The organism is Alcanivorax sp. 97CO-5, from assembly GCF_000524665.1.
Classification (GTDB): Bacteria; Pseudomonadota; Gammaproteobacteria; order Pseudomonadales; family Alcanivoracaceae; genus Alcanivorax; species Alcanivorax borkumensis.
Genome location: NZ_KI965898.1, coordinates 187,547 through 210,913, shown reverse-complemented (window position 1 = coordinate 210,913; position 23,367 = coordinate 187,547). Strand labels below are relative to the sequence as shown.

The window sequence follows — 23,367 nt, the reverse complement described above, 5'->3', positions numbered from 1 at the left end:
TCGATTACGCCTTTCAGGCTAATCCGACCATACAAAATGCAACAGACCTGAGTTTAATTATTACGACGTAGGCCTGATTAATCTAAAAATCGACAAATCATACAGCCACGGGAACGCCACTTAGACCTCTACCCCTAACCACTGCCCATCGTAATCAATTCGAAATGATTCCAGTTGATAGGCCGCCGTCTCACACTTGCCACTGCGCAGAGAAAACGTCAGCCCGTGTCCTGGGCAACGCAACTGTTCATTTATCACCGTACAACGATCCAGAGGAAAATCCGCGTGGGGGCAACGTCGCTGCATTAACCAGGTTCGCCCGTCCTCATGAATCAACAGCAGCTCTTTACGGCCCAGCTTCACTGGCATTCGCAAACCATCATAAAGATCTATTATTTTGATCAATCGATGAAACATCGGCCCCTCTCAACACACAGAATTAAACCCCTACGCGGTGTCAGCGTGGCTGCGGCAAAACACCCAACGCTCAGCAACCCACAACGTAAAAAGCCCGCTTTCGCGGGCTTTTTACTGTGCTGCGTCATGGCCAGCCGGTCAAGCAGGCATTAGTTACCGTGCTTCTCGGCCAAATAGAACCAAGTATCCAGTACCGAATCCGGGTTAAGGGATACAGACGAGATGCCCTGCTCCATCAACCATTTGGCCAGATCCGGATGATCTGACGGCCCCTGGCCGCAAATACCAATGTACTTGCCCTGCTCATTACAGGCATCAATGGCCATCTTCAGCAGCTTCTTGACCGCCGGATCGCGCTCATCAAACAAATGGCTAACAATGCCGGAGTCACGATCCAGCCCCAGAGTTAGCTGCGTGAGATCGTTTGAACCTATGGAGAAGCCATCGAAGTGCTGGAGGAACTCATCAGCCAACAAGGCGTTGGTCGGCAACTCGCACATCATAATGACGCGCAAGCCATTTTCACCGCGCTTAAGGCCATTTTGACCAAGCAAGTCGATAACCTGCTCCGCTTCGCCCACTGTACGCACGAATGGCACCATGAGTTCCACATTGGTAAAGCCCATTTCATCACGGACTTTCTTCATGGCCCGGCATTCAAGCTCGAAACAATCGCGGAAGTTTTCGCTGATGTAACGGCTAGCGCCGCGGAAGCCTAGCATCGGGTTCTCTTCTTCAGGCTCGTACAGCTTGCCGCCGATCAGGTTCGCGTATTCATTGGACTTGAAGTCCGACAGACGCACGATCACCTTCTCCGGGTGGAAAGCCGCTGCCAGCGTAGACACGCCCTCAACCAATTTTTCCACATAGAAATCTACCGGATCACCGTAACCCGCAGTGCGTTTGTCGACGTTTTGCTTAACATCGTTGGGCATGGAATCGTAATTCAGCAACGCTTTCGGGTGCACACCGATCATGCGGTTGATAATGAATTCAAGACGAGCAAGGCCCACACCCTGGTTCGGTAAACCAGCGAAATCAAAGGCACGATCCGGATTGCCCACGTTCATCATGATCTTGAACGGTAATGAGGGCATAGATTCGATGGAGTTTCGCTGAATATCAAACGCCAGCTGGCCTTCATAAATCTTGCCGGTATCCCCTTCTGCACAGGAGGCTGTTACTTCCTGGCCATCTTTTAGAAGCTCGGTAGCATCGCCACAACCCACGATGGCCGGCACACCCAGTTCACGGGCGATAATCGCCGCGTGGCAAGTACGCCCACCACGGTTGGTAATAATAGCCGCAGCGCGCTTCATCACCGGTTCCCAATCCGGGTCGGTCATATCGGTTACCAGCACATCGCCAGGCTGGACCTTATCCATTTCCTTGATGCTGGTAACAATGCGCACTTTACCCGCGCCGATGCGCTGGCCAATGGAGCGCCCTTCAACCAGCACTTTACCGGTCTGCTTAAGCAGGTAGCGTTCCATAACGTTCACATCGGAACGGCTTTTCACGGTTTCCGGACGCGCCTGAACGATATACAGCTTGCCATCGTCGCCATCCAGCGCCCATTCGATATCCATGGGCATGCCGTAGTGTTTTTCGATTTCGATCGCCTGGCGGGACAAATCCTCGATTTGTTCATCAGTCAGGCAATAGCGGATGCGATCGTCTTTGTCCACATCCACGATTTTAACGGACTTGCCCGCGCTGCCTTCGGCACCGTAAATCATTTTCTGCATCTTGCTGCCCAAATTGCGGCGTAGCACAGCAGGTTTTTTGTTCAGCAAGGTTTTCTTGTGAACGTAGAATTCGTCCGGGTTAACCGCACCCTGCACGACCATTTCACCTAAGCCGTAGGACGCGGTAATGAACACTACATCCTTGAAGCCGGATTCGGTGTCCATGGAGAACATCACACCCGCAGCGCCCGTTTCGGAACGCACCATGCGCTGCACACCGGCAGACAGAGCAACGAGCTTATGATCAAAACCCTGGTGAACGCGGTAGCTGATGGCGCGGTCGTTAAACAATGAGGCGAAAACCTCTTTAACCGCAATCATGACGCTGTCTACGCCACGAATATTCAAGAAGGTTTCCTGCTGGCCGGCAAAAGACGCATCGGGCAGATCTTCCGCGGTCGCTGAAGAGCGCACGGCCACTGGCAGGTCTGCGTTGCCTTCGCCAATCTGGGCGTACGCATCACGAATCGCCTTGTCCAGCTCAGGCTGGAACGGAGCATCAACTACCCACTGGCGGATCTCTTCACCCGTCTTTGCCAGTGCGACCACGTCTTCAACGTCCAGCGCAGACAACGCTTCGTTGATTTTCTGGGTCAGGTTGTTGTGCTCAAGAAACTCACGGAAGGCTTCAGCGGTAGTGGCAAAGCCGCCTGGAACGGAGACACCCGCTGCCGACAGATTGCTGATCATTTCACCTAAGGATGCGTTCTTGCCACCTACGTGCTCAACGTCATCTTTTCCCAGGTCCTGAAACCAGACTACATATTCCGCCAAGGTCGTCTCCTTTTACGTATTACCGGTTGGTTTGTTAGCCAAAGCAGGTCGGCACACCTTGTGCCGATAACGCCTGAATGCAGGCGCAGCACAAGGTGCCGGCTCAAATCGAGCGGACATTCTACTCAAAACCACGGCAGTTTGCCTGCCCCCTCTTTCAGATTTACACGGTATTTGGGTAGGAGTTGGGTCAATACTCTGTCCAGACCATTGGCACACACCGTTACGGAGCGCTATCTCTTTGAAAATAAAGAAAACTATTGCTCTGCTAGAATTGTCAGGCAGCGAGTATGACTCGCGCCCTATCCAGACGACCCATGGCGACTTAGACGTCTGTCAAATCAGCCAACACTGTCAGATAGCACTGGCCGCACGCCAACTCAGCGTCTAGACTGGATCCATTCAAAACAAAGACTTACCCTCTGCAGGAGCGGCGCTTAAGTCATGAACATCACACTTTCCACGACCAGCCCCTAACCGGGCAGAGGCGCTCCGCTCCTACGGTAAAAGAAACGGCAAACACAATGAAACGAACCGCTTTTTACCTTTCCGATGGTACCGGTATCACCGCAGAAACCTTGGGTCACAGCATGCTTAGCCAATTCGGCAGCATCGAATTTATTCAGGTGACTCTGCCTTTCGTCCAATCCGATGAGCAAACTCGTGAAGCGGTGGCTCGTATCAACAAAGCCGCAAAAGAAGATGGCGCTAAGCCAGTAGTGTTTTCCACGCTGGTAAACACTGATCACCGCGCCATACTGCACGGCTGTGACGCCCTGATTCTCGACTTGTTTGGCGCCTTCCTACGGCCCCTTGAAGACGAACTTGGGGTGCGCTCCAGTCACAAAATCAACCAAAGCCACGCCATTCGCGATGCCGAGTCTTATCGCATCCGCATTAACGCGGTGCATTTCGCCCTGGATAATGACGACGGCGCACGCACTCGGCATTATGACCAGGCCGACATCATCCTCATCGGCGTTTCGCGCTCCGGCAAAACCCCGACATGCCTTTACCTAGCGTTGCAATTCGGCCTGTTCACCGCCAACTACCCGCTCACCGAAGATGATTTCGACGACCTGCGCCTCCCCAAAGCTCTGATGGAGCACAAGCATAAACTGTTCGGCCTCACCATCGATGCCGACCGCCTGAGCGCCATCCGTAGCGAGCGCAAAGCCGGTAGCAAATATGCCTCTCCGCGTCAGTGTGATATGGAATTACGAGCACTGGAAGCCATGTACAACAAGCATAATATTCCCTATTTGGATGCAACGGAGCTTTCGATCGAGGAAATTAGTACGCGGGTATTGGCGATGAAGGGGCTGAAGCGGCGGCTGCAGTAGTCAGTCCCGCCGTGGGCAGCGGGCCTGCAAGCGATACATTACGATGATAGCCCTCATAAACTGCTAGCATAATAGTGGCGGCAGCCCCTCTGCGCCGACACCAGATTTTCATTACCCATGGGGTGGTGAGCTCTTCTAGGCGTCAGCCATACTATGATCTCGCCCTAACAAATATCGGTTGCCGAACTCCACAGTGCTGTTTCACCCGCTGAGTGAGCCTCTCTGAATGCAGATATACCCGTATGCTTATGTTTCAAGGGGCGGGTCATACTTTATTGAGATGCCTCCCTTCTGCAAAGCGCCCCTGCCACCCAATAAATTTTTCTTACACGCAAGCCGCTGTAATAGCGGCGTTGTAGCGCGGTAAAAGGGGGCACGCCGCGAGCGGCACAGCTACTCGGCGGTTATAACGCTAAGATGTTCATGAATTCATGCACCGATTTTGTTGTCAGCCGCTCACGGCTCTTACAGGTATCCAGAATGCGGTTCGCTCGTGTTGGCGGGAAGCAGGTCAAAACATTCTGGTGAAACTTGCTCATTAAGTCAGGGATACTCTCCTCCCTGCGGCGGCGGTGACCGATAGGATATTCTATGGAAACTACTTCTGTTTGGGTTCCGTCCTTGAAAAAAATCTGAATGGCATTGGCAATGGAGCGTTTAGCCGGGTTCAGGTAATCGCGAGTGTAATCAGCACTTTCAATGATCTGCATTTTGTCCCGAAGCGTATCGATCATCGGGTTATTGGCATGAAAAACGTCTTCGTAGTACTCAGCGCTGAGATCGCCCATGATCAACGCAACGGCGATCATGTATTGTAAGCAATGGTCCCGGTCCGCGGGATTCGCTAATGGCCCTTGTTTGGAAATGATTCGAATTGCAGATTCATGGGTAGTCACCTCAATTCGCTCAATATCATTCAAGCGCTCTTTTACCTTCGGATGAAGCAATACCGCCGCTTCGCAGGCTGTTTGGGCGTGGAATTCCGCCGGAAAGCGAACCTTGAAAAGAATATTTTCCATTACGTAGCAACCGTAATCACGCTGCAAACGGAACTGGCGCGTCTCGCGTGGTTTGATTGCCTGATCTTTGTTGCTCTTGCTGAACAACACATCATAAAAACCCCACTGGGGGGCGGTTAGGGCGCCGGGTATGCCCATTTCATCACGTAAGGCGATATCAGCAAGGCGCACAGCTCGGCTAGTGGCGTCCCCAGCAGCCCATGATTTGCGTGATCCCGCATTCGGAGCATGGCGATACGTTCGCAGCGCCTGGCCATCGACCCAAGCATGGGAGACAGCAGAAAGCATTTGCTCTCGGTTAGCGCCCATCAGGTATGACACCACCGCCGTGGACGCAACCTTCACCAACAATACATGATCCAGCCCAACGCGATTGAACGAATTCTCAAGTGCCAACACCCCTTGAATCTCATGGGCCTTGATCATAGATTCAAGCACCACGCCCATGGTTAAAGGCGGTCGGCCCTCAGCAACCCGTTTTTGGGATAGATAGTCCGCCACAGCGAGAATTGCGCCAATATTGTCCGAAGGGTGCCCCCACTCAGCGGCAAGCCAAGTGTCGTTGTAATCCAGCCAGCGCACCATGCAACCTATGTCCCAGGCGGCTTTAACCGGATCCAAGCGGTAAGGTGTACCAGGCACACGCGCACCATGAGGCACTATTGTGCCCTGCACTATCGGCCCAAGGTGTTTGGTACATTCTGGAAAACGCAAGGCCAGCAACCCACAGCCAAGGGTATCTAGCAAACAGATATGAGCAGTTTGCCAAGCTTCGGCGGAGACCACCTGATAATCACGGACATAGTCCACAATAGCCTGAATTTCCTGATCGTAATCGGGTCGTAGATTCTGGTCGGTATTGCTGGGCATGTAGAAGCCTCCCCTCAATGGGTTGGCGTTTAGAGTCGCCCTACAGGTGGCACAGGGTCAAGGGTTGGTTGGCATGAAAAGGGCGCTATACGATTAAACAGGCGAATATGAATAGGCATCCATATCCGCCATGCCGTCAATGCTACCTAGATACTGTCACCGGGAATTCGGACATTGCCTTCCATCAGCACACGCGCACTACGGCTCATGCTGGCTTTAGTGGCGGTCCACTGACCATTCACTTGTTTAGCCCCTGCCCCAACCCGCAATGTACCGGAGGGGTGGCCGAAGGTAACGCTATCGCGCTCACCGCCGCCGGCTGCCAGGTTCACCAATGTACCGGGTACTGCGGAGGCACAGGCGATGGCCACGGCTGCGGTACCCATCATGGCATGATGCAACTTGCCCATGGACAAGGCTCTAACCAGCAGATCGATATCCCCTTCTTCAATTTGCTTGCCGCTGGAGGAGGAGTAGCTCTTGGGCTTGGAGACAAACGCTATTTTCGGGGTATGCTGGCGTGCCTCGGCTTCTTCTATATTGTCGATGAGGCCCATACGTTTAGCGCCGTAGGCGCGAATGGTCTCAAAGGTTTGCAGCGCTTCCCTATTTTCGTTGATGTCACCCTGCAGCTCGGTACCGTTGTACCCGATATCTTCGGCGTTAACGAAAACCGTCGGGATACCGGCGTTGATCATGGTCGCCGCAAAGGTTCCTACACCTGGAACTTCAAGCTCATCAACCACATTACCGGTGGGGAACATGGCGCCCTCCCCGTCTGCCGGATCCATGAAGTCCACTTTTACTTCAGCCGCGGGGAAAGTCACACCGTCCAGCTCAAAATCACCGGTTTCCTGTACTTCGCCATTGGTAACGGGAACATGGGCAACAATCGTTTTCTGAATGTTAACCTGCCAAATACGCACTTCGGCAATACCGTTTTCCGGTATCCGATCCGCTGCAACCAAGCCGTTGCTAATGGCAAAAGACCCCACTGCCGCGGTCAGGTTGCCACAGTTGCCACTCCAATCCACAAAGGGCTTATCGATGGAAACCTGACCAAACAGGTAATCCACGTCGTGGTCCGCTTTTTCGCTTTTGGCCAGAATCACCGATTTACTGGTGCTGGAGGTCGCGCCCCCCATACCATCGGTGTGCTTGCCATAAGGATCGGGACTACCGATCACCCGTAACAGGATTTTGTCGCGCACATCTCCAGCAACCTGTGCCGCTTCGGGCAGGTCTTTCAGGCTGAAAAAAACACCTTTACTGGTGCCCCCGCGCATGTAGGTGGCGGGGATTTTTATCTGTGGTGCGTGAGGCATAGTTTTGCTCCTTCAAAAAACCCCGGAGCTAAACAGCCGGGGTTTGAGAATTTATCGGCCGTTAGGGCGCTTACTATGGCCAACCTGGCCCTTGCTTAAGGGGCTGGTTGGCTGACAGACAAACGTCTACTGGCAAGGGCGGCGAATCAGCCTGCTTCTTCCATAAATTCATTTGCGAATTTCTGTAGGATGCCACCCGCGCAATACACGGACACTTCTTCTGCCGTATCCAAACGGCAGAGCACAGGGATACGCTCAACGTCACCGTTGGCGCGGTGCATGATCAGCGTCAACTTGGCGCGGGGCGCCGGCGTGCCTTCCACATCAAAGGTTTCGGTGCCGTCAATGTTAAGGGTGTTGCGAGTAGTACCTTCTTCAAACTGCAAAGGCATCACCCCCATACCGATCAAGTTAGTGCGGTGAATACGCTCGAAGCCTTCGGCAACGATGGCTTCCACCCCGGCTAACGCCACCCCTTTAGCCGCCCAATCACGGGACGAGCCCTGACCGTAATCGGCGCCTGCGATGATGATCAGCGGCTGCTTACGCGCCATGTAGGTTTCAATGGCTTCCCACATGCGTTTCACTTCCCCTTCTGGCTCAACCCGAGCCAGGGAGCCCTGAATCACATTGCCATCTTCATCCTTGACCATTTCATTGAACAATTTCGGGTTAGCCAGCGTGGCCCGTTGTGCCGTTAGGTGATCACCACGGTGAGTCGCGTAGGAATTGAAGTCCTCTTCCGGCAAGCCCATTTTGTCTAGGTAAGCACCGGCTGCGCTGTCCAGCAGGATCGCGTTGGATGGCGACAGGTGGTCCGTAGTGATGTTGTCCGGCAACACAGCCAATGGACGCATGCCTTTCAGCGCACGGGCCTCAGCCATGGTGCCTTCCCAGTAAGGAGGGCGACGAATGTAAGTGGACTGCGGACGCCAATCGTACAGCGGGCTCGCCGCACGTACACCATCGTCCTTCTTCTCAAACATGGGGATGTATGTCTTGCGGAACTGCTCAGGCTTAACCGCCGACTTCACGATGGCATCAATCTCTTCATCCGACGGCCAAATATCCTTAAGCATAATCGGGTTGCCGTCCTGGTCATGGCCCAACACATCCTTCTCAATATCAAAACGGATGGTACCGGCAATGGCATAAGCTACCACTAGCGGCGGTGATGCCAAGAAGGCCTGCTTGGCGTAAGGGTGAATCCGGCCATCAAAGTTACGGTTCCCAGACAACACCGCGGTGGAGTAAAGGTCACGCTCAATCACTTCTTTCTGGATTTTCGGATCCAATGCACCAGACATACCGTTACAGGTGGTACAGGCAAATGCGACAACATCAAAACCTTGTTGCTGCAGCTCAGGCAGCAAACCGGATTCTTCTAGGTACATTTTTACCGTTTTAGAACCGGGGGCCAAGGAGCTTTTCACCCAGGGCTTACGCATCAGACCCAGCCTGTTAGCATTACGTGCCAACAAACCAGCACCAATAATATTGCGCGGGTTGGAGGTGTTAGTGCAGCTAGTGATAGCCGCGATGATCACCGCACCATCAGGCATCAAACCCTCTTCCTGCTTCCACTCCTTGGCGATGCCACGGCTACTCAATTCAGAGACAGGCAGCAGGGAGTGCGGGTTGGACGGGCCAGCCAGGTTACGCCCAACTGAAGCGAGATCGAACGACAGCACGCGCTCGTATTCCACCTCTTTCAGACTGTCGGCCCACAGGCCCGTTTCTTTGGCGAATTTTTCAACCAAGGCAACCTGATCATCTTCACGACCGGTAAGGCGCAAGTAATCGATGGTCTGATCATCGATAAAGAACATGCCGGCAGTGGCGCCGTACTCCGGCGTCATGTTGGCAATGGTGGCACGGTCGCCAACAGACAGGCTGTCCGCACCTTCACCGAAGAATTCAAGATAGGCGCCGACCACGCGCTCTTTACGAAGGAATTCGGTAAGGGCTAACACCAAGTCAGTACCGGTGATACCTGGGTGCAACTTGCCGGTCATTTCCACGCCGACGATATCCGGCAGACGCATCATGGACGGGTTACCCAACATCACATTTTCCGCTTCCAGACCACCCACGCCCACGGAAATCACACCCAGTGCATCCACCATGGGGGTGTGGCTATCGGTGCCCACACAGGTGTCCGGGAAAGCCACACCATCGCGCACTTGCACCACCGGAGACATTTTCTCCAGGTTAATCTGATGCATGATGCCGTTACCCGGCGGAATCACGTCCACGTTATCGAAGGCGGTTTTAGTCCAGTTGATAAAATGGAAACGGTCTTCGTTACGACGCTCTTCCACCGCGCGGTTTTTCTCAAATGCACCTTCTTCAAAACCGGGATGCTCAACGGCCAAGGAGTGATCCACAATAAGCTGAGTCGGCACCACCGGGTTCACCTGGGACGGATCGCCACCTTTCTCGGCGATGGCATCACGCAGGCCGGCCAGGTCTACCAATGCGGTTTGGCCGAGAATGTCGTGGCAGACAACCCGAGCTGGGTACCAAGGAAAATCCAGATCGCGCTTGCGCTCAATTAGTTGCGTCAACGCATCGTTCAGATCAACCGGTGCACAACGGCGCACCAGCTGCTCTGCCAAAATTCGTGAGGTATAGGGAAGTTTTGCATAGGCCCCAGGCTGGATCGCATCGACCGCCGCACGGGTGTCGAAATAGTCCAGCTCTGTGCCGGGAAGGGATTTGCGGTATTCGGTGTTCATAGCCTGGGGATCTCTTGTCTAGGTAAATCTTGGGTAAAACATTCGGCACTCGCGATGCGAGCATGACTTCCCGCAGGAGCCTACTCCTATCGCGGGAAGTCATGCTCGCAAAATGAAGCGCTTAATCTCGCTCTGCGATTGGCGTTACCGGGCGTAGTTCTTCACCGGTATAATCCGCGCTTGGGCGAATGATGCGGTTATCCGCACGCTGCTCCATCACATGGCCAGCCCAACCGGTCAGGCGGCTCATCACGAAGATCGGCGTGAACAGTTTGGTGGGAATGCCCATGAAGAAATAAGCGGAGGCATGGAAGAAATCTGCGTTACAGAACAGTTTTTTCTCGCGCCACATCACCTCTTCACAACGCACCGAGACAGGATAGAGCACAGTGTCGCCCACGTCCTGACTCAACTTTTCCGCCCACTCTTTGATGATGGCGTTACGCGGATCAGATTCAGTGTAGATCGCATGACCAAAGCCCATGATTTTCTCTTTGCGCTTAAGCATGCCCATCATTTCCTGCTCGGCATGATCTGCATCAGAGAACTTTTCAATCATGTCCATGGCCGCTTCGTTAGCGCCGCCATGCAACGGCCCACGCAATGTACCAATGGCACCGGTAATACAGCTGTGGATGTCAGACAAGGTTGACGCACACACACGGGCGGTAAAGGTGGAGGCGTTAAACTCGTGCTCTGCATACAGGATCAAGGACACGTTCATTACGCGCTCATGCAACTCATTGGGCTTCTCACCGCGCAGCATGTGCAGGAAGTGTGCACCAATTGAAGAATCACCGGTGTTTTCGTCGATACGCACACCGTCATGGCTAAAACGGTACCAATAACAAATGATGGACGGGAAACACGCCAGCATACGATCGACGCAAGCTTCCTGGGTCGGGAATACGCCCATCACTGAAGTATCTTCTTGCTCAAGGTTACCCAACATGGAACAACCGGTACGGATAACGTCCATTGGGTGTGCATCTTTCGGAATTTGCTCCAGAACCGTTTTCAGTTCTGCAGGCAGGCTACGCAGACCTTGAAGCTTGGTTTTGTAAGCATCCAGCTCCGCTTGATTTGGCAATTTGCCTTTAAGGATCAGGTACGCCACTTCTTCAAATTCGCAGTTTTCTGCTAAATCCTTAACGTCGTAACCGCGGTAGGTCAGGCCGGAGCCAGAAACGCCCACAGTGGAAAGTGCAGTTTTACCAGCGACCTGACCGCGCAAACCTGCGCCGCCGAGTTTTTTTGCTTCAGCCATGATTTGTCTCCTTGTAAATCTATTTTCAACCGCCTTGGCGGAATCTATGTACTGCAAGAGCCGCATTTGAGCGACTCCTGCAGCAGGTCTTTACGGTGGTTGTTAACCCTTACCCTTGGCAAAGAGTGCGTCCAGTTTCTGCTCGTAATCGTGGTAATTGAGGAAATCGTACAACTCCATACGTGTCTGCATGATGTCCACCACGTCTTTTTGATGGCCTTGTTCGCGGATGCTCTGATACACCTGCAATGCAGCCTTGTTCATGGCACGGAAGGCACTCAGCGGATACAGCACCATATCCGCGCCTGCCTCGGCCAGCTCTTCACGGCTGAACAGTGGAGTGGCCCCAAATTCAGTAATGTTAGCCAACAACGGCGCATCACCTAGACCTTTCTTGAACGCTTTGTAGTCTTCCAAGGTGTGTACGGCTTCCGCGAAAATACCATCAGCTCCTGCGTCAATACAGGCGCGTGCACGCTCGATCGCCGCTTCCAAACCATCTTTTTGGAAAGCATCAGTTCGGGCAATGATGAAGAAATCATCATCAGTCTTACCATCGACAGCAGCTTTAACCCGGTCGACCATCTCTTCCTGGGAAACAATTTCCTTATTCGGGCGGTGACCGCAGCGTTTCTGGGCGACCTGATCTTCCAAGTGCACAGCGCCAGCACCCGCTTTGATCATTTCTTTCACGGTACGAGAGATATTGAACGCCCCACCCCAACCGGTATCAATGTCTACCAGCAGAGGGGTTTGCACGGCACTGGAGATACGGCGCACGTCTTCCAGCACGTCGTTCATGCTGGTCATGCCCAGATCAGGCATGCCGTAGCTGGCATTGGCCACACCACCACCGGACAGGTAGATAGCGCGATAACCAACCTGTTCCGCCATCATTGCCGCATAGGCATTGATGGTTCCCATAATTTGAAGGGGCTTTTCTTCCGCGAGCGCTTTGCGGAAGCGGCCGCCGGCGGTCAGGTTTGCTGACATGGCGTTCTCCTAGTTATCCGATTTCAAGGTTTCCGCCTTGTGGGCGGCATATTGGTTTTCAATGTTTTTGCGGGCACTGCTGATATGGCGGCGCATCAATAGCTCCGCCATCTCGCCATCGCGGGCCTCAATAGCCTCCACGATACGGCGGTGTTCATTAAGGGCTTTCTGCGGGCGATTCGCTACGGAACTGAATTGGTACCGGTACATGCGCACCAAGTGGTAGAGCTCGCCGATCAGCATCTGGCTGAGGGTGCCATTGTGGCTGCCCTGAATAATGCGGTAGTGGAAGTCCAGGTCGCCTTCACGCTGAAAATAGGCGGTATCTTGCTGCAAGTCTTGCTGCTGCTCATGTTGAGCCAGCACATCGTATAACCCCGCAACTTCTTGCGTTGACATTTGCTCGGCCGCCAAGCGCGCAGCCATGCCTTCCAGAGCTTCACGGACATGGTAGATTTCAATCAGGTCGTCAAAGCTCAGAGACGCGACACGAGTACCCACATGGACAACGCGTTCGAGTAACTTGCGGGATTCAAGACGGCGGATAGCTTCACGGAGCGGGCCACGGCTGACGCCATAACGGCCTGCCAACTCGGTCTCGCTGACCTTGGAACCGGGCGGGATCTCGCCACGCACAATATCATCCTGCAACAGGGAAAAAACCCGGTCAGCCAAGGTGCGTGAGGATTCTGGTACAGCAACAGACATAAAATAGCCCGATTGTTGACAATTTCAACGACCGAGCTGGACTTTACGCCCTCAAAGTAATGACTTCAAGGGCAATTGTTGACAATCGTCTCACCTAAGGCACCACAGTGTAAAAGGATCGTACCACCAGCGATATCATCGACACAGCATTGAACTAGGCCCTACGAAAGGGACACCAATATTCCTTGTTAATCTTCAGTCAGATCACGATTGCTATTATCGAGCGCACCCGCCGCTAGCCTCAGCAACAAAACGGTAGTGGCACACTTCGTATTGGCAAAGTGCAGATAATAAAACCCGCGGGCTGGCTATTTTGCGCATTGCTCTTGCCGGCGATGAACACACCACGACCTGCCTTGAAGAGGCCGGTAATCACGACACCAAAACGAGGCGACCATGGCGGCCTGTGTTCTGCGGTATAACCGTTACTCATCAGCAACAAGAATGGGCATCGTTGCATTACGCGGGTAGACTAGCGCCTCATTTTACTCTGGCAGCTCATGACTTACCCTTGCGTTTTTCAATCTGAAGGTAGCTTACGCTGGCTCGGTGAGCCGGATGCGGTATTGAGCGCCCAGTCATTGTCACAATTGCATGAGCTACGAGCCAACATAGAATACGCGCTAGCAAACGAATACTGTTTCGTTGCAGGCATACTGCCCTATGAAGTAGGGTCCGCATTACACGGATTACCTTGCGCCCCCTTTACTGCCTGGGCATACCTGTATAAAGACGCTCCCAGCCAGAACACACCTAACGCCGCTCTCGTCAGCACACCGACCGGCGCAGAAAACTTTGCCCTGGAGTCGGCATTTAAGCCGGAACAAACGCAACAAGCCTATTTGGCCAGCCTGTCACGGATCCAAGCCTATCTGCGCGCTGGCGACTGCTACCAGGTCAACTTAGCCCAGCGTTTTTCTACCCATTTCAGCGGCTCCACTCTCAGCGCTTGGCTTGGCTTACAACAGGCCCACCCCGCCCCACATAGCTGCTATTTCCAAACGGATGACGGCAACAGTGTATTCGGGGTTTCACCGGAGCGTTTTCTTTCCATCAGGAATCGACAGGTAGTGGCGGAGCCTATCAAGGGCTCTCGCCCGCGAGGCGCTAACCCTGAAGAAGATGGTCGGCTGGCGGCTGAGTTAAGAGCCAACCCCAAAGACCTGGCCGAGAATCTGATGATAGTGGATCTGCTACGCAATGATCTGGGGCTCAGCTGTGAATCGGGCAGCATCCAGGCTTCGCCACTATTTGAATTACGCCAGTTCAGCAATGTACAACACCTTGTCAGCACCATCACCGGCACCCTGAAAGCCGACATCACGCCGCTGGAGGCTCTATTCCGTGCCTTTCCTGGGGGGTCGATTACCGGGGCTCCCAAGCAACGAGCCATGGAAATCATCACCGAACTTGAGCCTGTCGCCCGTGGAGCCTATTGCGGTAGTTTCTTCTGGATGGACGATCAAGAGAACCTGGACAGCAACATCCTGATTCGCACTATGCAAACTGACGGAGATCGGATCTACTGCCATGGCGGCGGCGGAATCGTATTTGATTCAGACCCCTTAGCAGAATACGAGGAAAGTCTGTTCAAGGTGGAAAAGCTGATGCGGGCTCTTGAGGAAAGATTTCTTTAAGTGCCACTTTGTGCAGCGCGTGCTACGCAACACGCCAAATTTATTGGCCTGTTGCGTACAGCCTGCCACAACGTTACAGCGAAATATCGCGTTCGCTGGCCTTAATGATCTCTTTCTTCAAGTCTTCGTAGCTATGCACTGCAGGGAACTGCGGAAATTCGGCGATCACGTTATCCGGCGCATGGAACAAGATGCCCTGCTCAGCTTCCCCTAACATGGTGGTGTCGTTATAGGAGTCGCCGGCTGAAATTACCCGGTAATTCAGGCTGTGCAAGGCGATCACGGACGCTCGCTTCGGGTCTTTCTGGCGCAGTTTATAATCGGTAATGCGACCTTTTTCGTCCACTTCCAGACGATGGCAGAACAATGTCGGCCAGCCCAATTTCTTCATTAACGGCTTGGCAAACTCGTAGAAAGTGTCCGACAAGATGATCAGCTGGAAATTCTCACGGGCCCACTCAACAAACTCTTTAGCCCCGTCCATCGGGTCCAAGGTATCGATCACCGCCTGAATGTCGGGCAGGCCATAGCCATGCTCGTCCAGAATTTTCAGGCGCATACGCATGAGTTCGTCATAGTCCGGGATATCCCGGGTGGTGGCACGCAGCTCATCGATGCCGGTTTTTTCAGCGAAGTTAATCCAGATTTCAGGGATCAACACCCCTTCAAGGTCCAGGCACAACAATTCCACGGTGTTTCCCCTTTGGATAAGTTAAGGCGCGCACAATGTAGCGGCGCCCCCGCCGCTTTGCAACGGGGAAGCAGGTTTGGGTGTCATGCCCGTTGTGCTGGTGAGAAACCAATGCTTTGTCAATACAATCGCTTGCCACTGGGAGGAAAACCAGACGGCGCCATTAGGCCGCTAGCGAATAGGTAGCTCTATACTTTCAAATAACATTTCCCGCTCTTCCCGATTAGGAGCCTTGATAGCCGCATCCACTCGCTCCCGGGTCAAATGAGGAGCGAAGGCTTCTAAAAAGTCGTACATAAAACCGCGCAGAAATGTGCCTTTACGAAAGCCGATTCGGGTGGTGCTAGGCTCAAACAGGTGACTAGCATCCAGTGCGATCAACCCTTTGTCTTCCACTGGGTCGACTGCCATGTGCGCAATAATCCCCACCCCCATTCCCAGGCGAACATAGGTCTTTATCACATCAGCATCAGCGGCAGTGAAAACCACTTTGGGATCCAGCCCTTTATCAACAAAAGCGTCATCAAGCTTACTGCGACCGGTGAAACCAAATACATAGGTCACAAGGGGATAATCAGCTAGCGCCTCTAGCGTTAAAGGCTTTGTTGCTTCTGCCAGAGGGTGCCCTTGCGGCACTACTACGGTCCGGTTCCAGCGGTAACAGGGCATCATGATCAGGTCAGAGAACAAATCCAAGGCTTCCGTAGCAATGGCGAAATCCACACTACCGTTAGCGGCCATTTCGGAAATCTGCATGGGAGTGCCCTGATGCATGTGTAGCGATACATCAGGGAAAAGGCCAGTAAAATGACGAATAACGGGCGGCAAAGCATAGCGAGCCTGAGTATGTGTCGTGGCAATACTTAGCTCACCCCGGGATTCATCACGAAACTCCTGAGATACCCGGCGAATAGACTCCGTCTGCTGCAGGATTTCACCGGCAATCTGAAGAATAGCCTGCCCGGCGGGAGTAATATGGGTAAGGTGTTTCCCGCTACGAGCAAAAACCTCCACACCCAGTTCATCTTCCAACATACGGATTTGTTTACTGATACCGGGCTGCGAAGTATAAAGCGCCGCTGCGGTGGCTGACACATTCAGGTCATGGCGGGCCACTTCCCAGATGTAGCGTAGTTGTTGCAGTTTCATCCCTGTCTCCGCATTAAATCCGCAATTAGTTATAAAAATATAATCTATTATTCATTCAGCGCATAGCCAACCGTGTTTGGTAAGGCCATCTCGCACTGTGCCTGAGGCCAAGGCTAAACAGAAAATGATCACCCTGCTCAAGCTGCCACTCCTGCTTATTGTTAACGCTGTCGACTTCAAACGACCTATACAACGGTAATTCTCGTTCAATCCTGCGACGGCCCCTTCTTTGTATTGGAGATGCCATGGGGCACGTGACCTGCGGCCACATGTTCAGAAGCAGATTCACAATGCCCCTGCTGATCATCAAAAAACACGTCGGCACCGAAAGCCCGCAGGAATTCACCTTTAGATAATCCGCCCAAGAACAGACTTTCATCCAAGCGTATATCCCAATCGCGCAAGGTGCGCACCACACGTTCATGGGCAGGCGCACCACGAGCCGTAACCAAAGCCGTGCGAATGGGACACCCCGCCACCGGGAAGCTGTTCTGTAACTGATGTAGCGCCGCCAGAAACGGCTTAAAAGGCCCTCCATTCATAGGTTTTCTAGCCGCTTGCCGTTCATTCTCTGTAAATGCCGCTAGCCCGTCGCTCTGAAAAATTTGCTCCGACTCATCAGAAAACAACACCGCATCGCCGTCGAAGGCGATGCGCAAAATGCCATCCGGGCGCTGACACTGCCCCCCCGACAGAATCGTCGCCGCCGCATAACCGGCTTCCAGCACCTGTTGCACATCTCCCGGGTCCGTCGACAAAAACAAATGAGCACCAAATGCAGAGACATAACGATGAGGGCTTTCACCACTAGCAAATGCCGCACGGGTAATTGGTAGGCCATAGTGGGCAATGGAGTTAAACACCCGCAGCCCCGTATCCGAGCTATTACGCGATAACAAGATTACCTCGACCCGCCCTTTACCCTGCTCCAGCTCATTGATCGCCAACAATTTTTTTACCAACGGAAAGGCATCACCAGGCTCCAGCAAGTCGTCTTCATGCTGAACCTGGTAGTCCTGAAAGGCTTCTAGGCCTTCTTCAAGGTAAACCCGGTGGCTGTCTGAAAGATTGAACAAGGCCCGTGAGCTAATCGCGATGACCAATTTGCCATCGAACGTTACTGGCATAATTCCTGTCTCGGTCGTTGTTATAGGCTTCAGTATCCAGCCCTGCCAAACAAACCGCAACGCCAAGAGCCGACACTGCCTCGGCAAGTACGACATTCACCTAACAATGAAGGTAAAGGTAAAGGTAAAGGTAACGGATCAAGATAAAATAAATCCCCAGCTACCGGCACCCGTTTGTTCCTCAGGCATCCTCTAATTGATCAATGGTTGTTCAACGTTCATATGTGGCATAAAGTTGCAACAGCAAGTGCGTTGATCTGAGCCAGCGCTCATTAAGAGCCCGTTGGTCATTAACGAAACAATCCGTAGTGGAAAAAGGGAGTCATCCATGGCTGCTAGCAAGGTGAAAGATACTGTCGAGGAACTTCAGGCTCAGATTCGCAAGCTGGCTGAGCGCTTCGACAAGGAACGCGAAAAACAGATCGCACAACTGGAAAAGCAACTAGAGAAAGTGCGTGAAAGCCTCAATCAGCAACTGAAGCGCCAGCGCGAGTATTTCGCCAAGCTGGAAAAACTCCAAGCTGAGTACAGAGAAAAAGCCACTACCACCATAAAACGTCAGCTTGATCGCGCCCGCAAGACCGCTGACGACACGCGCAAACAGGTGGACGATTCCGAAGCTCGCAAACGGGTGCTGGAAACGGAAGTTAAAGTTCTCAAGGCCACAGCCAAGCAAGCGCACAGCCTAGCTCGCGTGATCGGCCAGTATGAAAAAGATTTGGAAAAACGCGCCAAAGAGATCCAACGCAAGGTAGCTCCCAAGAAAGCCACAGCAAAAAAAGCCCCGGCCAAGAAAGCTCCGGCCAAGAAAAAGGCCGCTGCCAAGAAAGCACCCGCTAAAAAGGCCGCAACCAAAAAAGCTCCAGCCAAAAAGAAAGCGGCAGCCAAAAAAGCCCCTACAAAGAAAGCCGCAGCCAAGAAAGCTCCGGCCAAAAAAGACGTTTAAATAGGCTTTGAACCGACCATGAAAAAACTGCCCTTGGGCGGTTTTTTCATGCTTGCTAGAAGTCGATAAGGACGCTCCCTTAGCATAAGGCCGACAAGCCTCATCAACACTCAACCCGTAAATACGCTAGACGGCACCATACGAGCCAGAGAGCAAATTTATGTCAGTCAGCATCTCCATTCCGCGTCCGCAAGCGCCAACAAATGCTCAAGCCCATGAGATGGGTCTGCTCTACCCTCTGGCCGCTAGCTCAGCAATAGCGTCTCGCTAGTAAACTCTTGGCTGGTGAATACAACCCCCGCAGAGCAATCGGGCCATTACTGAATCGAACCGGCGAGAGCAGGCCAATTGTCTCACTGCAATAATCCACCGCCTTGGTCTAGGTGTCACGCCCGCTCGCTTGTCTGCGCCCCCCGTAGACGCATCATGCAGTGAAAGAGTTGTTAGGTTAAGGGGCTTGTGTATTTGCCCAGCGACTAGCGGTTCGCTGCAAAGAGATAACGAAAGGGCCCATAACCTTGACCAGTATCACCGGATGTTGAAAAGCGCCCTGGGAATTGCCTATGATGACGAGCTTTTAGAACTTAAGGCAATATGCGGAAAACCCGTGATCAGTGCGTTCAGTTCTGCTTCATGGGATGATCCACTTCGTCTGAAGACCCAGCCAACTATATCGGTGCTCTGCCGCAAGAGACCATGAGTCCGAAAGACGACGTGCAACGTTTTTTCATCCATACTTGTACAACCGCGCTAACAATACGCTCTAAAAAATAATGCCTCCTTAACGGGTGCGTCCCCGAGCTGACTGCCACGCAGTACATTGAAATTTCCCAAAGCTTTTGCAGAACAGGAACACAGGACAAGTGACTAATAATACTGGAATATTTACGCTGGGACGGCTGCCGTTATCTCTAGCCATCGTGGCGTGTCAGTCCTTGTATTCACTGGCATACGCACAGGACCCCGTTACTTTTCCTGACCAGCTGCGCCCCGCCGAAGGCACTTACCGAGTTGTGGTCAGCGGCATTCCTGTAGGGCTCAGCGCCACTATCCGTCTGGAAAAGGCAAACCCTGGATATCGTCTTCATTTCAACGTCCAGAACCGGTTGTTTAGCCATCAAGAAAGTGCTCATTTTAACTGGCAGAACTGCACTGCTACGCCTTATTACTATCAACACGCCAGTGCCGGCTTCGGCATTGAAAGGGGCGGCGAAATTCGCTTTGACTGGAGCACAGGGCAAGCACTGGGAAGTAAAGCCACCTATCGCTTGGCTGAGGCCACCCTGGATGCCCTTAGCGTAGCCATGGTAGCCCGCTGTCACATGGCAAACGGCGATGATTCATTTAGCTACGCCGTCGCAGAACCCGATGGCATGGCTGAATATCACTACGTTTCATTGGGCAACGACTCGCTTAAAACCCCTGCTGGCACCTGGAAAGTCACAGGCCTAGAGCGAGAATATGCTGAACGAGGCCGTCATTCCGAATTCTGGGCTGCGAAGAAACTGGATTACTTTATGGTTCGAATGGATCACCGAGAAAACCCATTCATTCGCGGCCGAATTGAACTTACCGATTTTCGCTATTTAGATGAGCCTGACAACAACAGTACACGCCATGATGGGAGCACCGTAACCAGCCGCTGAACCGCATCACCTACCACCACCTCCTGCTCTTCTTCCAACTGCCAACGATAATTGTCTTGGTTATGTCGGGCACGGGCGGTCAAGCCTTGTCGCGTATCTCCACGATCGAACTGCTGACAGATCTGAGCAAATTGATGGATATCTGACACATCCACTTTAGGTGAGATATCGGCAGGCAGGCTGTCCAACAAAGCGCTGATCCGAATCGCTGCCTCACTTAGCTCTACCTGCTTTTGATTAACTACTCGGCAGAGCACTTCCAGGCTATCGAGTATTTGCAAATACTGCGCTTCGCTACGGGCCATTTCTGCCTGTTTTTCAATGCGGCGGTGACGCACCATCCAAATCTTCCAGATCAACACCCCCAACAATCCGCCAATCATCAACCCAATAACAATTGCCAGAATTACTTGCCCGGCCATGGCCATACCTGGTCCTCCCGGAAGACACAATCCACCCGATGAGGGCTTCGCGCTTCCATCAATAATTTACGTTGGCGCCAAGCCGGCAGCTGCCACTGCTGGTCGTCGACGCGCTCATAACCCTGGGCTAACAGAGCCTCTGTGATCTTCTTTAGCTGACCCAGAGCTAAATCTCGGCTGCTCAGTGGGCCCTGACGATGAATCCGATCGATGCTTAATGTTCCGGCAAGGCAAACCAGATACCAGCTGTTCTCTCCCACCGAAAGCAGGTGAAATTCGATGCGACGAGGTTCTAAACACCGGTCGCACCCCGCCGCTGAAGGTCGATACAGCCATGATTGAAAATTGCCTACCATAACGCCATTGTACGTTGCACAGAGCATACGTTCACACTATTCCCCGGAGGCCTATTGAACGCTGACTTGCCTGGCTGGCTGGCGCCACTTGCGCAACAACTTGAACCCTGGTTGCCTGCGCTGACCATTACCGGAGCCATCATGGCCGTAGCCTCGCTGGTTGCGCTACCTTGGTTTTTGGTGCGCATACCCGAAAATTACTTTACCCAGGCGTATTCTCCCCACCAGAACCGAGGCGTTATTGCATGGCTGTTCTGGCTGTTACGTAACATGTTAGCGCTACTATTACTCATTGCAGGCATCATCATGCTGGTGCTCCCAGGCCAAGGTTTACTCACCATTCTGATAGCCATAATGAGCAGCACATTCCCAGGGAAATACCGTTTGGAAAGCGCTATTATGCGCCGCCCCGGGGTTTTCCGGGCCGCCAACTGGATCCGGGCCAAATACCACCACCGCCCGCTGGAACACCCTGATGCCTATAACAAGGAGCCTACCCATGGCCGTTAACAGCGCCGCAATCCGCTGGCTTGGTGATCACCTGCAATTGCTAGATCAACGTTGTCTGCCCACCGAAACGCTGTGGTTGGACATCCGCGATAGCCAACAAGCAGCCGACGCCATCCGTAACATGGTCGTGCGTGGCGCCCCCGCCATTGGCATCACTGCAGCCTATGGCCTAGCCCTAGAAGCTCAAAGCATGGGCAATGACGCATCCTGGGTTACACTGCAAAATGCGGTTACCACCCTAGCAGACAGCCGGCCAACGGCGGTGAACCTTTTCTGGGCACTTGAACGCCTGCAGCGCTATGCGGGGGACTTACAAGGTAAGGCGCTGGCACAGGCTCTGGCCGAGGACGCTGAAGCGATTCATCGCGAAGACCTCGCCGCTAACCAGGCCATGGGCGAATTCGGTGCCGACCTGTTGCCCAGCGGCGCCACCGTCTACACCCACTGCAATACCGGTGCTCTAGCGACCGGCGGGCATGGCACCGCTCTGGGCATCATTCGCAGTGCCTGGGCGCGAAATCAACTCACTGGCGTGTTTGCCGGCGAAACCCGCCCTTGGTTACAGGGCAGCCGGCTGACCAGCTGGGAGCTGCTAAACGATGGCATTCCAGTGACGCTGGTGGCGGACAGCTGTGCCGGCCAACTGATGCAGCAGGGGAAAATCCAAGCCGTTATCGTAGGCGCAGACCGTATCACCGCCAATGGTGATACTGCCAACAAAATCGGCACCTACAATCTGGCCGTTTTGGCCCAACATCACAATATTCCCTTCATCGTGGCTGCTCCCGTCTCAACGCTGGACCCGGCCCTGCCCAATGGCAGCCATATTGTGATTGAAGAACGGGACGCTAACGAAGTGCGCAACGTGCAAGGCAAGTCATTAGCCCCTGAACATTGCCCGGTATATAACCCAGCCTTTGATATCACCCCCGCGCAATTGATCACCGCCATCGTTACCGAGCGAGGCGTTGTCCACTGCCCGGATACGGCCAAAATTAACAGCCATCTGGCTCAGACCAAGGAAAGCTAGCATGCCTGAGCGCCCCTACTCTACCACTGTCTTCCGCGACGCTGCCCGAGCACTGGCGGCCACCGGACAACGGATTTACGCTAATGGCTGGTCGCCTGCCACCAGCAGTAATTACTCTCAGCGGCTCAATACCGACTTTGCCGCCATTACTCAATCTGGCAAAGACAAAGGCCTGCTGCGAGAAACGGATATCATGGCTGTGAACATGGACGGCCAGCCGGCTTCCAGCGGCAAGCCCTCTGCAGAAACCTTGCTGCATACCCAACTTTACCGCTTCGATGGCAACATTCAGGCGGTACTTCACACCCATAGCCATGCCTCCACCGTGCTGACCATGCACTGGCCCGCTAACAGCATTACTTTAGAAGGTTATGAGCTACTCAAAGCCCTGCAAGGGATTACCAGCCATAACAGCCGGTTAACTATTCCTGTATTTGAAAATACCCAGGATATCGCTGCCTTGGCAGCCAAAGTCGATCAGCAAATGCGCACCGGCCACATCAGCCACGCCTATCTTATTCGCGGCCACGGCTTGTATACCTGGGCTAACGATCTGCCAACCTGTTACCGGCAGCTGGAAGCATTGGAAACCCTGCTGGCCATTGAATTGGAATGCCGAAGGCTGCATGGCAGCTAAATCAGCATTGTCTC

Annotated in this window: 19 protein-coding genes; 7 read left to right on the top strand and 12 right to left on the bottom strand. The window is 53.3% G+C overall.

All coding sequences use genetic code 11. The annotated features are described in order from the left end of the window. Positions 1-120 precede the first annotated feature (120 nt). Together Y017_RS09005 and ppsA are read right to left on the bottom strand one after the other, a co-directional pair. Positions 121-417: a Rieske 2Fe-2S domain-containing protein gene (locus Y017_RS09005; protein ID WP_011588707.1), complete on the bottom strand. Its 297-nt coding sequence runs from the start codon at positions 415-417 to the stop codon at positions 121-123. A gap of 149 nt (positions 418-566) precedes the next feature. Then, positions 567-2,939 (bottom strand): phosphoenolpyruvate synthase, encoded by a 2,373-nt coding sequence (gene ppsA / locus Y017_RS09000; protein ID WP_011588708.1) that lies wholly within the window; start codon positions 2,937-2,939, stop codon positions 567-569. Between the two features lie 524 nt (positions 2,940-3,463). Here ppsA and Y017_RS08995 point away from each other — a divergent pair. Further along, on the top strand, positions 3,464-4,282 hold the full coding sequence (locus tag Y017_RS08995) for a pyruvate, water dikinase regulatory protein (RefSeq protein WP_011588709.1): 819 nt from the start codon (positions 3,464-3,466) through the stop codon (positions 4,280-4,282). 404 nt (positions 4,283-4,686) lie between these two features. Here the strand turns inward: Y017_RS08995 and Y017_RS08990 are convergent, their stop codons facing one another. From Y017_RS08990 to Y017_RS08965, 6 genes are all read right to left on the bottom strand, one after another. Then, entirely contained in the window at positions 4,687-6,171 is a 1,485-nt protein-coding gene (locus Y017_RS08990) for a bifunctional 2-methylcitrate dehydratase/aconitate hydratase (RefSeq protein WP_035460366.1), read from the bottom strand. A 146-nt stretch (positions 6,172-6,317) separates the two neighbouring features. Continuing rightward, the gene (gene prpF / locus Y017_RS08985; RefSeq protein WP_011588711.1) at positions 6,318-7,496 is read right to left on the bottom strand and encodes a 2-methylaconitate cis-trans isomerase PrpF; all 1,179 of its coding nucleotides are present in this window, start codon (positions 7,494-7,496) and stop codon (positions 6,318-6,320) included. 146 nt (positions 7,497-7,642) lie between these two features. Next, positions 7,643-10,234 carry a Fe/S-dependent 2-methylisocitrate dehydratase AcnD gene (gene acnD, locus Y017_RS08980; RefSeq protein WP_011588712.1) on the bottom strand — a complete coding sequence of 864 codons (2,592 nt, stop codon included), beginning with the start codon at positions 10,232-10,234 and terminating at the stop codon, positions 7,643-7,645. A gap of 121 nt (positions 10,235-10,355) precedes the next feature. Beyond that, positions 10,356-11,501 (bottom strand): 2-methylcitrate synthase, encoded by a 1,146-nt coding sequence (gene prpC / locus Y017_RS08975; protein ID WP_035460365.1) that lies wholly within the window; start codon positions 11,499-11,501, stop codon positions 10,356-10,358. A gap of 102 nt (positions 11,502-11,603) precedes the next feature. Beyond that, on the bottom strand, positions 11,604-12,494 hold the full coding sequence (gene prpB, locus Y017_RS08970; protein ID WP_011588714.1) for a methylisocitrate lyase: 891 nt from the start codon (positions 12,492-12,494) through the stop codon (positions 11,604-11,606). Positions 12,495-12,503: 9 nt separating this feature from the next. After that, a complete protein-coding gene (locus Y017_RS08965) occupies positions 12,504-13,202 on the bottom strand; it encodes a GntR family transcriptional regulator (protein ID WP_011588715.1) in 699 nt (232 codons plus the stop codon). A 500-nt stretch (positions 13,203-13,702) separates the two neighbouring features. On the opposite strand from Y017_RS08965, the gene Y017_RS08960 reads away from it, so the two are divergent. Further along, positions 13,703-14,839 carry an anthranilate synthase component I family protein gene (locus Y017_RS08960; RefSeq protein WP_011588716.1) on the top strand — a complete coding sequence of 379 codons (1,137 nt, stop codon included), beginning with the start codon at positions 13,703-13,705 and terminating at the stop codon, positions 14,837-14,839. 73 nt (positions 14,840-14,912) lie between these two features. Here the strand turns inward: Y017_RS08960 and thrH are convergent, their stop codons facing one another. The 3 genes from thrH to Y017_RS08945 all read right to left on the bottom strand — a co-directional run bounded on the left by thrH (position 14,913) and on the right by Y017_RS08945 (position 17,806). Then, positions 14,913-15,530, bottom strand: a complete 618-nt coding sequence (gene thrH, locus Y017_RS08955) for a bifunctional phosphoserine phosphatase/homoserine phosphotransferase ThrH (protein WP_011588717.1) — start codon at positions 15,528-15,530, stop codon at positions 14,913-14,915. A gap of 171 nt (positions 15,531-15,701) precedes the next feature. After that, entirely contained in the window at positions 15,702-16,679 is a 978-nt protein-coding gene (gene cysB, locus Y017_RS08950; RefSeq protein WP_011588718.1) for an HTH-type transcriptional regulator CysB, read from the bottom strand. 206 nt (positions 16,680-16,885) lie between these two features. Then, a complete protein-coding gene (locus Y017_RS08945; protein WP_011588719.1) occupies positions 16,886-17,806 on the bottom strand; it encodes a 5'-nucleotidase in 921 nt (306 codons plus the stop codon). Between the two features lie 328 nt (positions 17,807-18,134). Between Y017_RS08945 and Y017_RS08940 the strand changes: the two genes are divergently transcribed. Both Y017_RS08940 and Y017_RS08935 read left to right on the top strand, forming a co-directional pair. Then, on the top strand, positions 18,135-18,752 hold the full coding sequence (locus Y017_RS08940; protein WP_011588720.1) for a hypothetical protein: 618 nt from the start codon (positions 18,135-18,137) through the stop codon (positions 18,750-18,752). 863 nt (positions 18,753-19,615) lie between these two features. Continuing rightward, positions 19,616-20,398 (top strand): DUF3108 domain-containing protein, encoded by a 783-nt coding sequence (locus tag Y017_RS08935; protein WP_035460363.1) that lies wholly within the window; start codon positions 19,616-19,618, stop codon positions 20,396-20,398. On the opposite strand, the gene Y017_RS08930 is transcribed toward Y017_RS08935, so the two are convergent. After that, positions 20,335-20,826 carry a DUF2489 domain-containing protein gene (locus tag Y017_RS08930; protein WP_011588722.1) on the bottom strand — a complete coding sequence of 164 codons (492 nt, stop codon included), beginning with the start codon at positions 20,824-20,826 and terminating at the stop codon, positions 20,335-20,337. The two genes, Y017_RS08935 and Y017_RS08930, sit on opposite strands and share 64 nt — an antisense overlap. A gap of 404 nt (positions 20,827-21,230) precedes the next feature. On the opposite strand from Y017_RS08930, the gene Y017_RS08920 reads away from it, so the two are divergent. From Y017_RS08920 to Y017_RS08910, 3 genes are read left to right on the top strand one after another with little or no spacing between them, the layout of a single operon-like run. Then, positions 21,231-21,686, top strand: coding sequence for a PGPGW domain-containing protein (locus Y017_RS08920; protein ID WP_035460361.1), 456 nt, complete (start codon positions 21,231-21,233; stop codon positions 21,684-21,686). Beyond that, a complete protein-coding gene (mtnA, locus tag Y017_RS08915) occupies positions 21,676-22,716 on the top strand; it encodes an S-methyl-5-thioribose-1-phosphate isomerase (protein ID WP_035460360.1) in 1,041 nt (346 codons plus the stop codon). The genes Y017_RS08920 and mtnA overlap by 11 nt, the downstream gene beginning before the upstream one ends. Position 22,717: 1 nt before the next feature. Beyond that, entirely contained in the window at positions 22,718-23,353 is a 636-nt protein-coding gene (locus tag Y017_RS08910; protein ID WP_035460358.1) for a methylthioribulose 1-phosphate dehydratase, read from the top strand. The last annotated feature ends 14 nt before the right edge of the window (positions 23,354-23,367 follow it).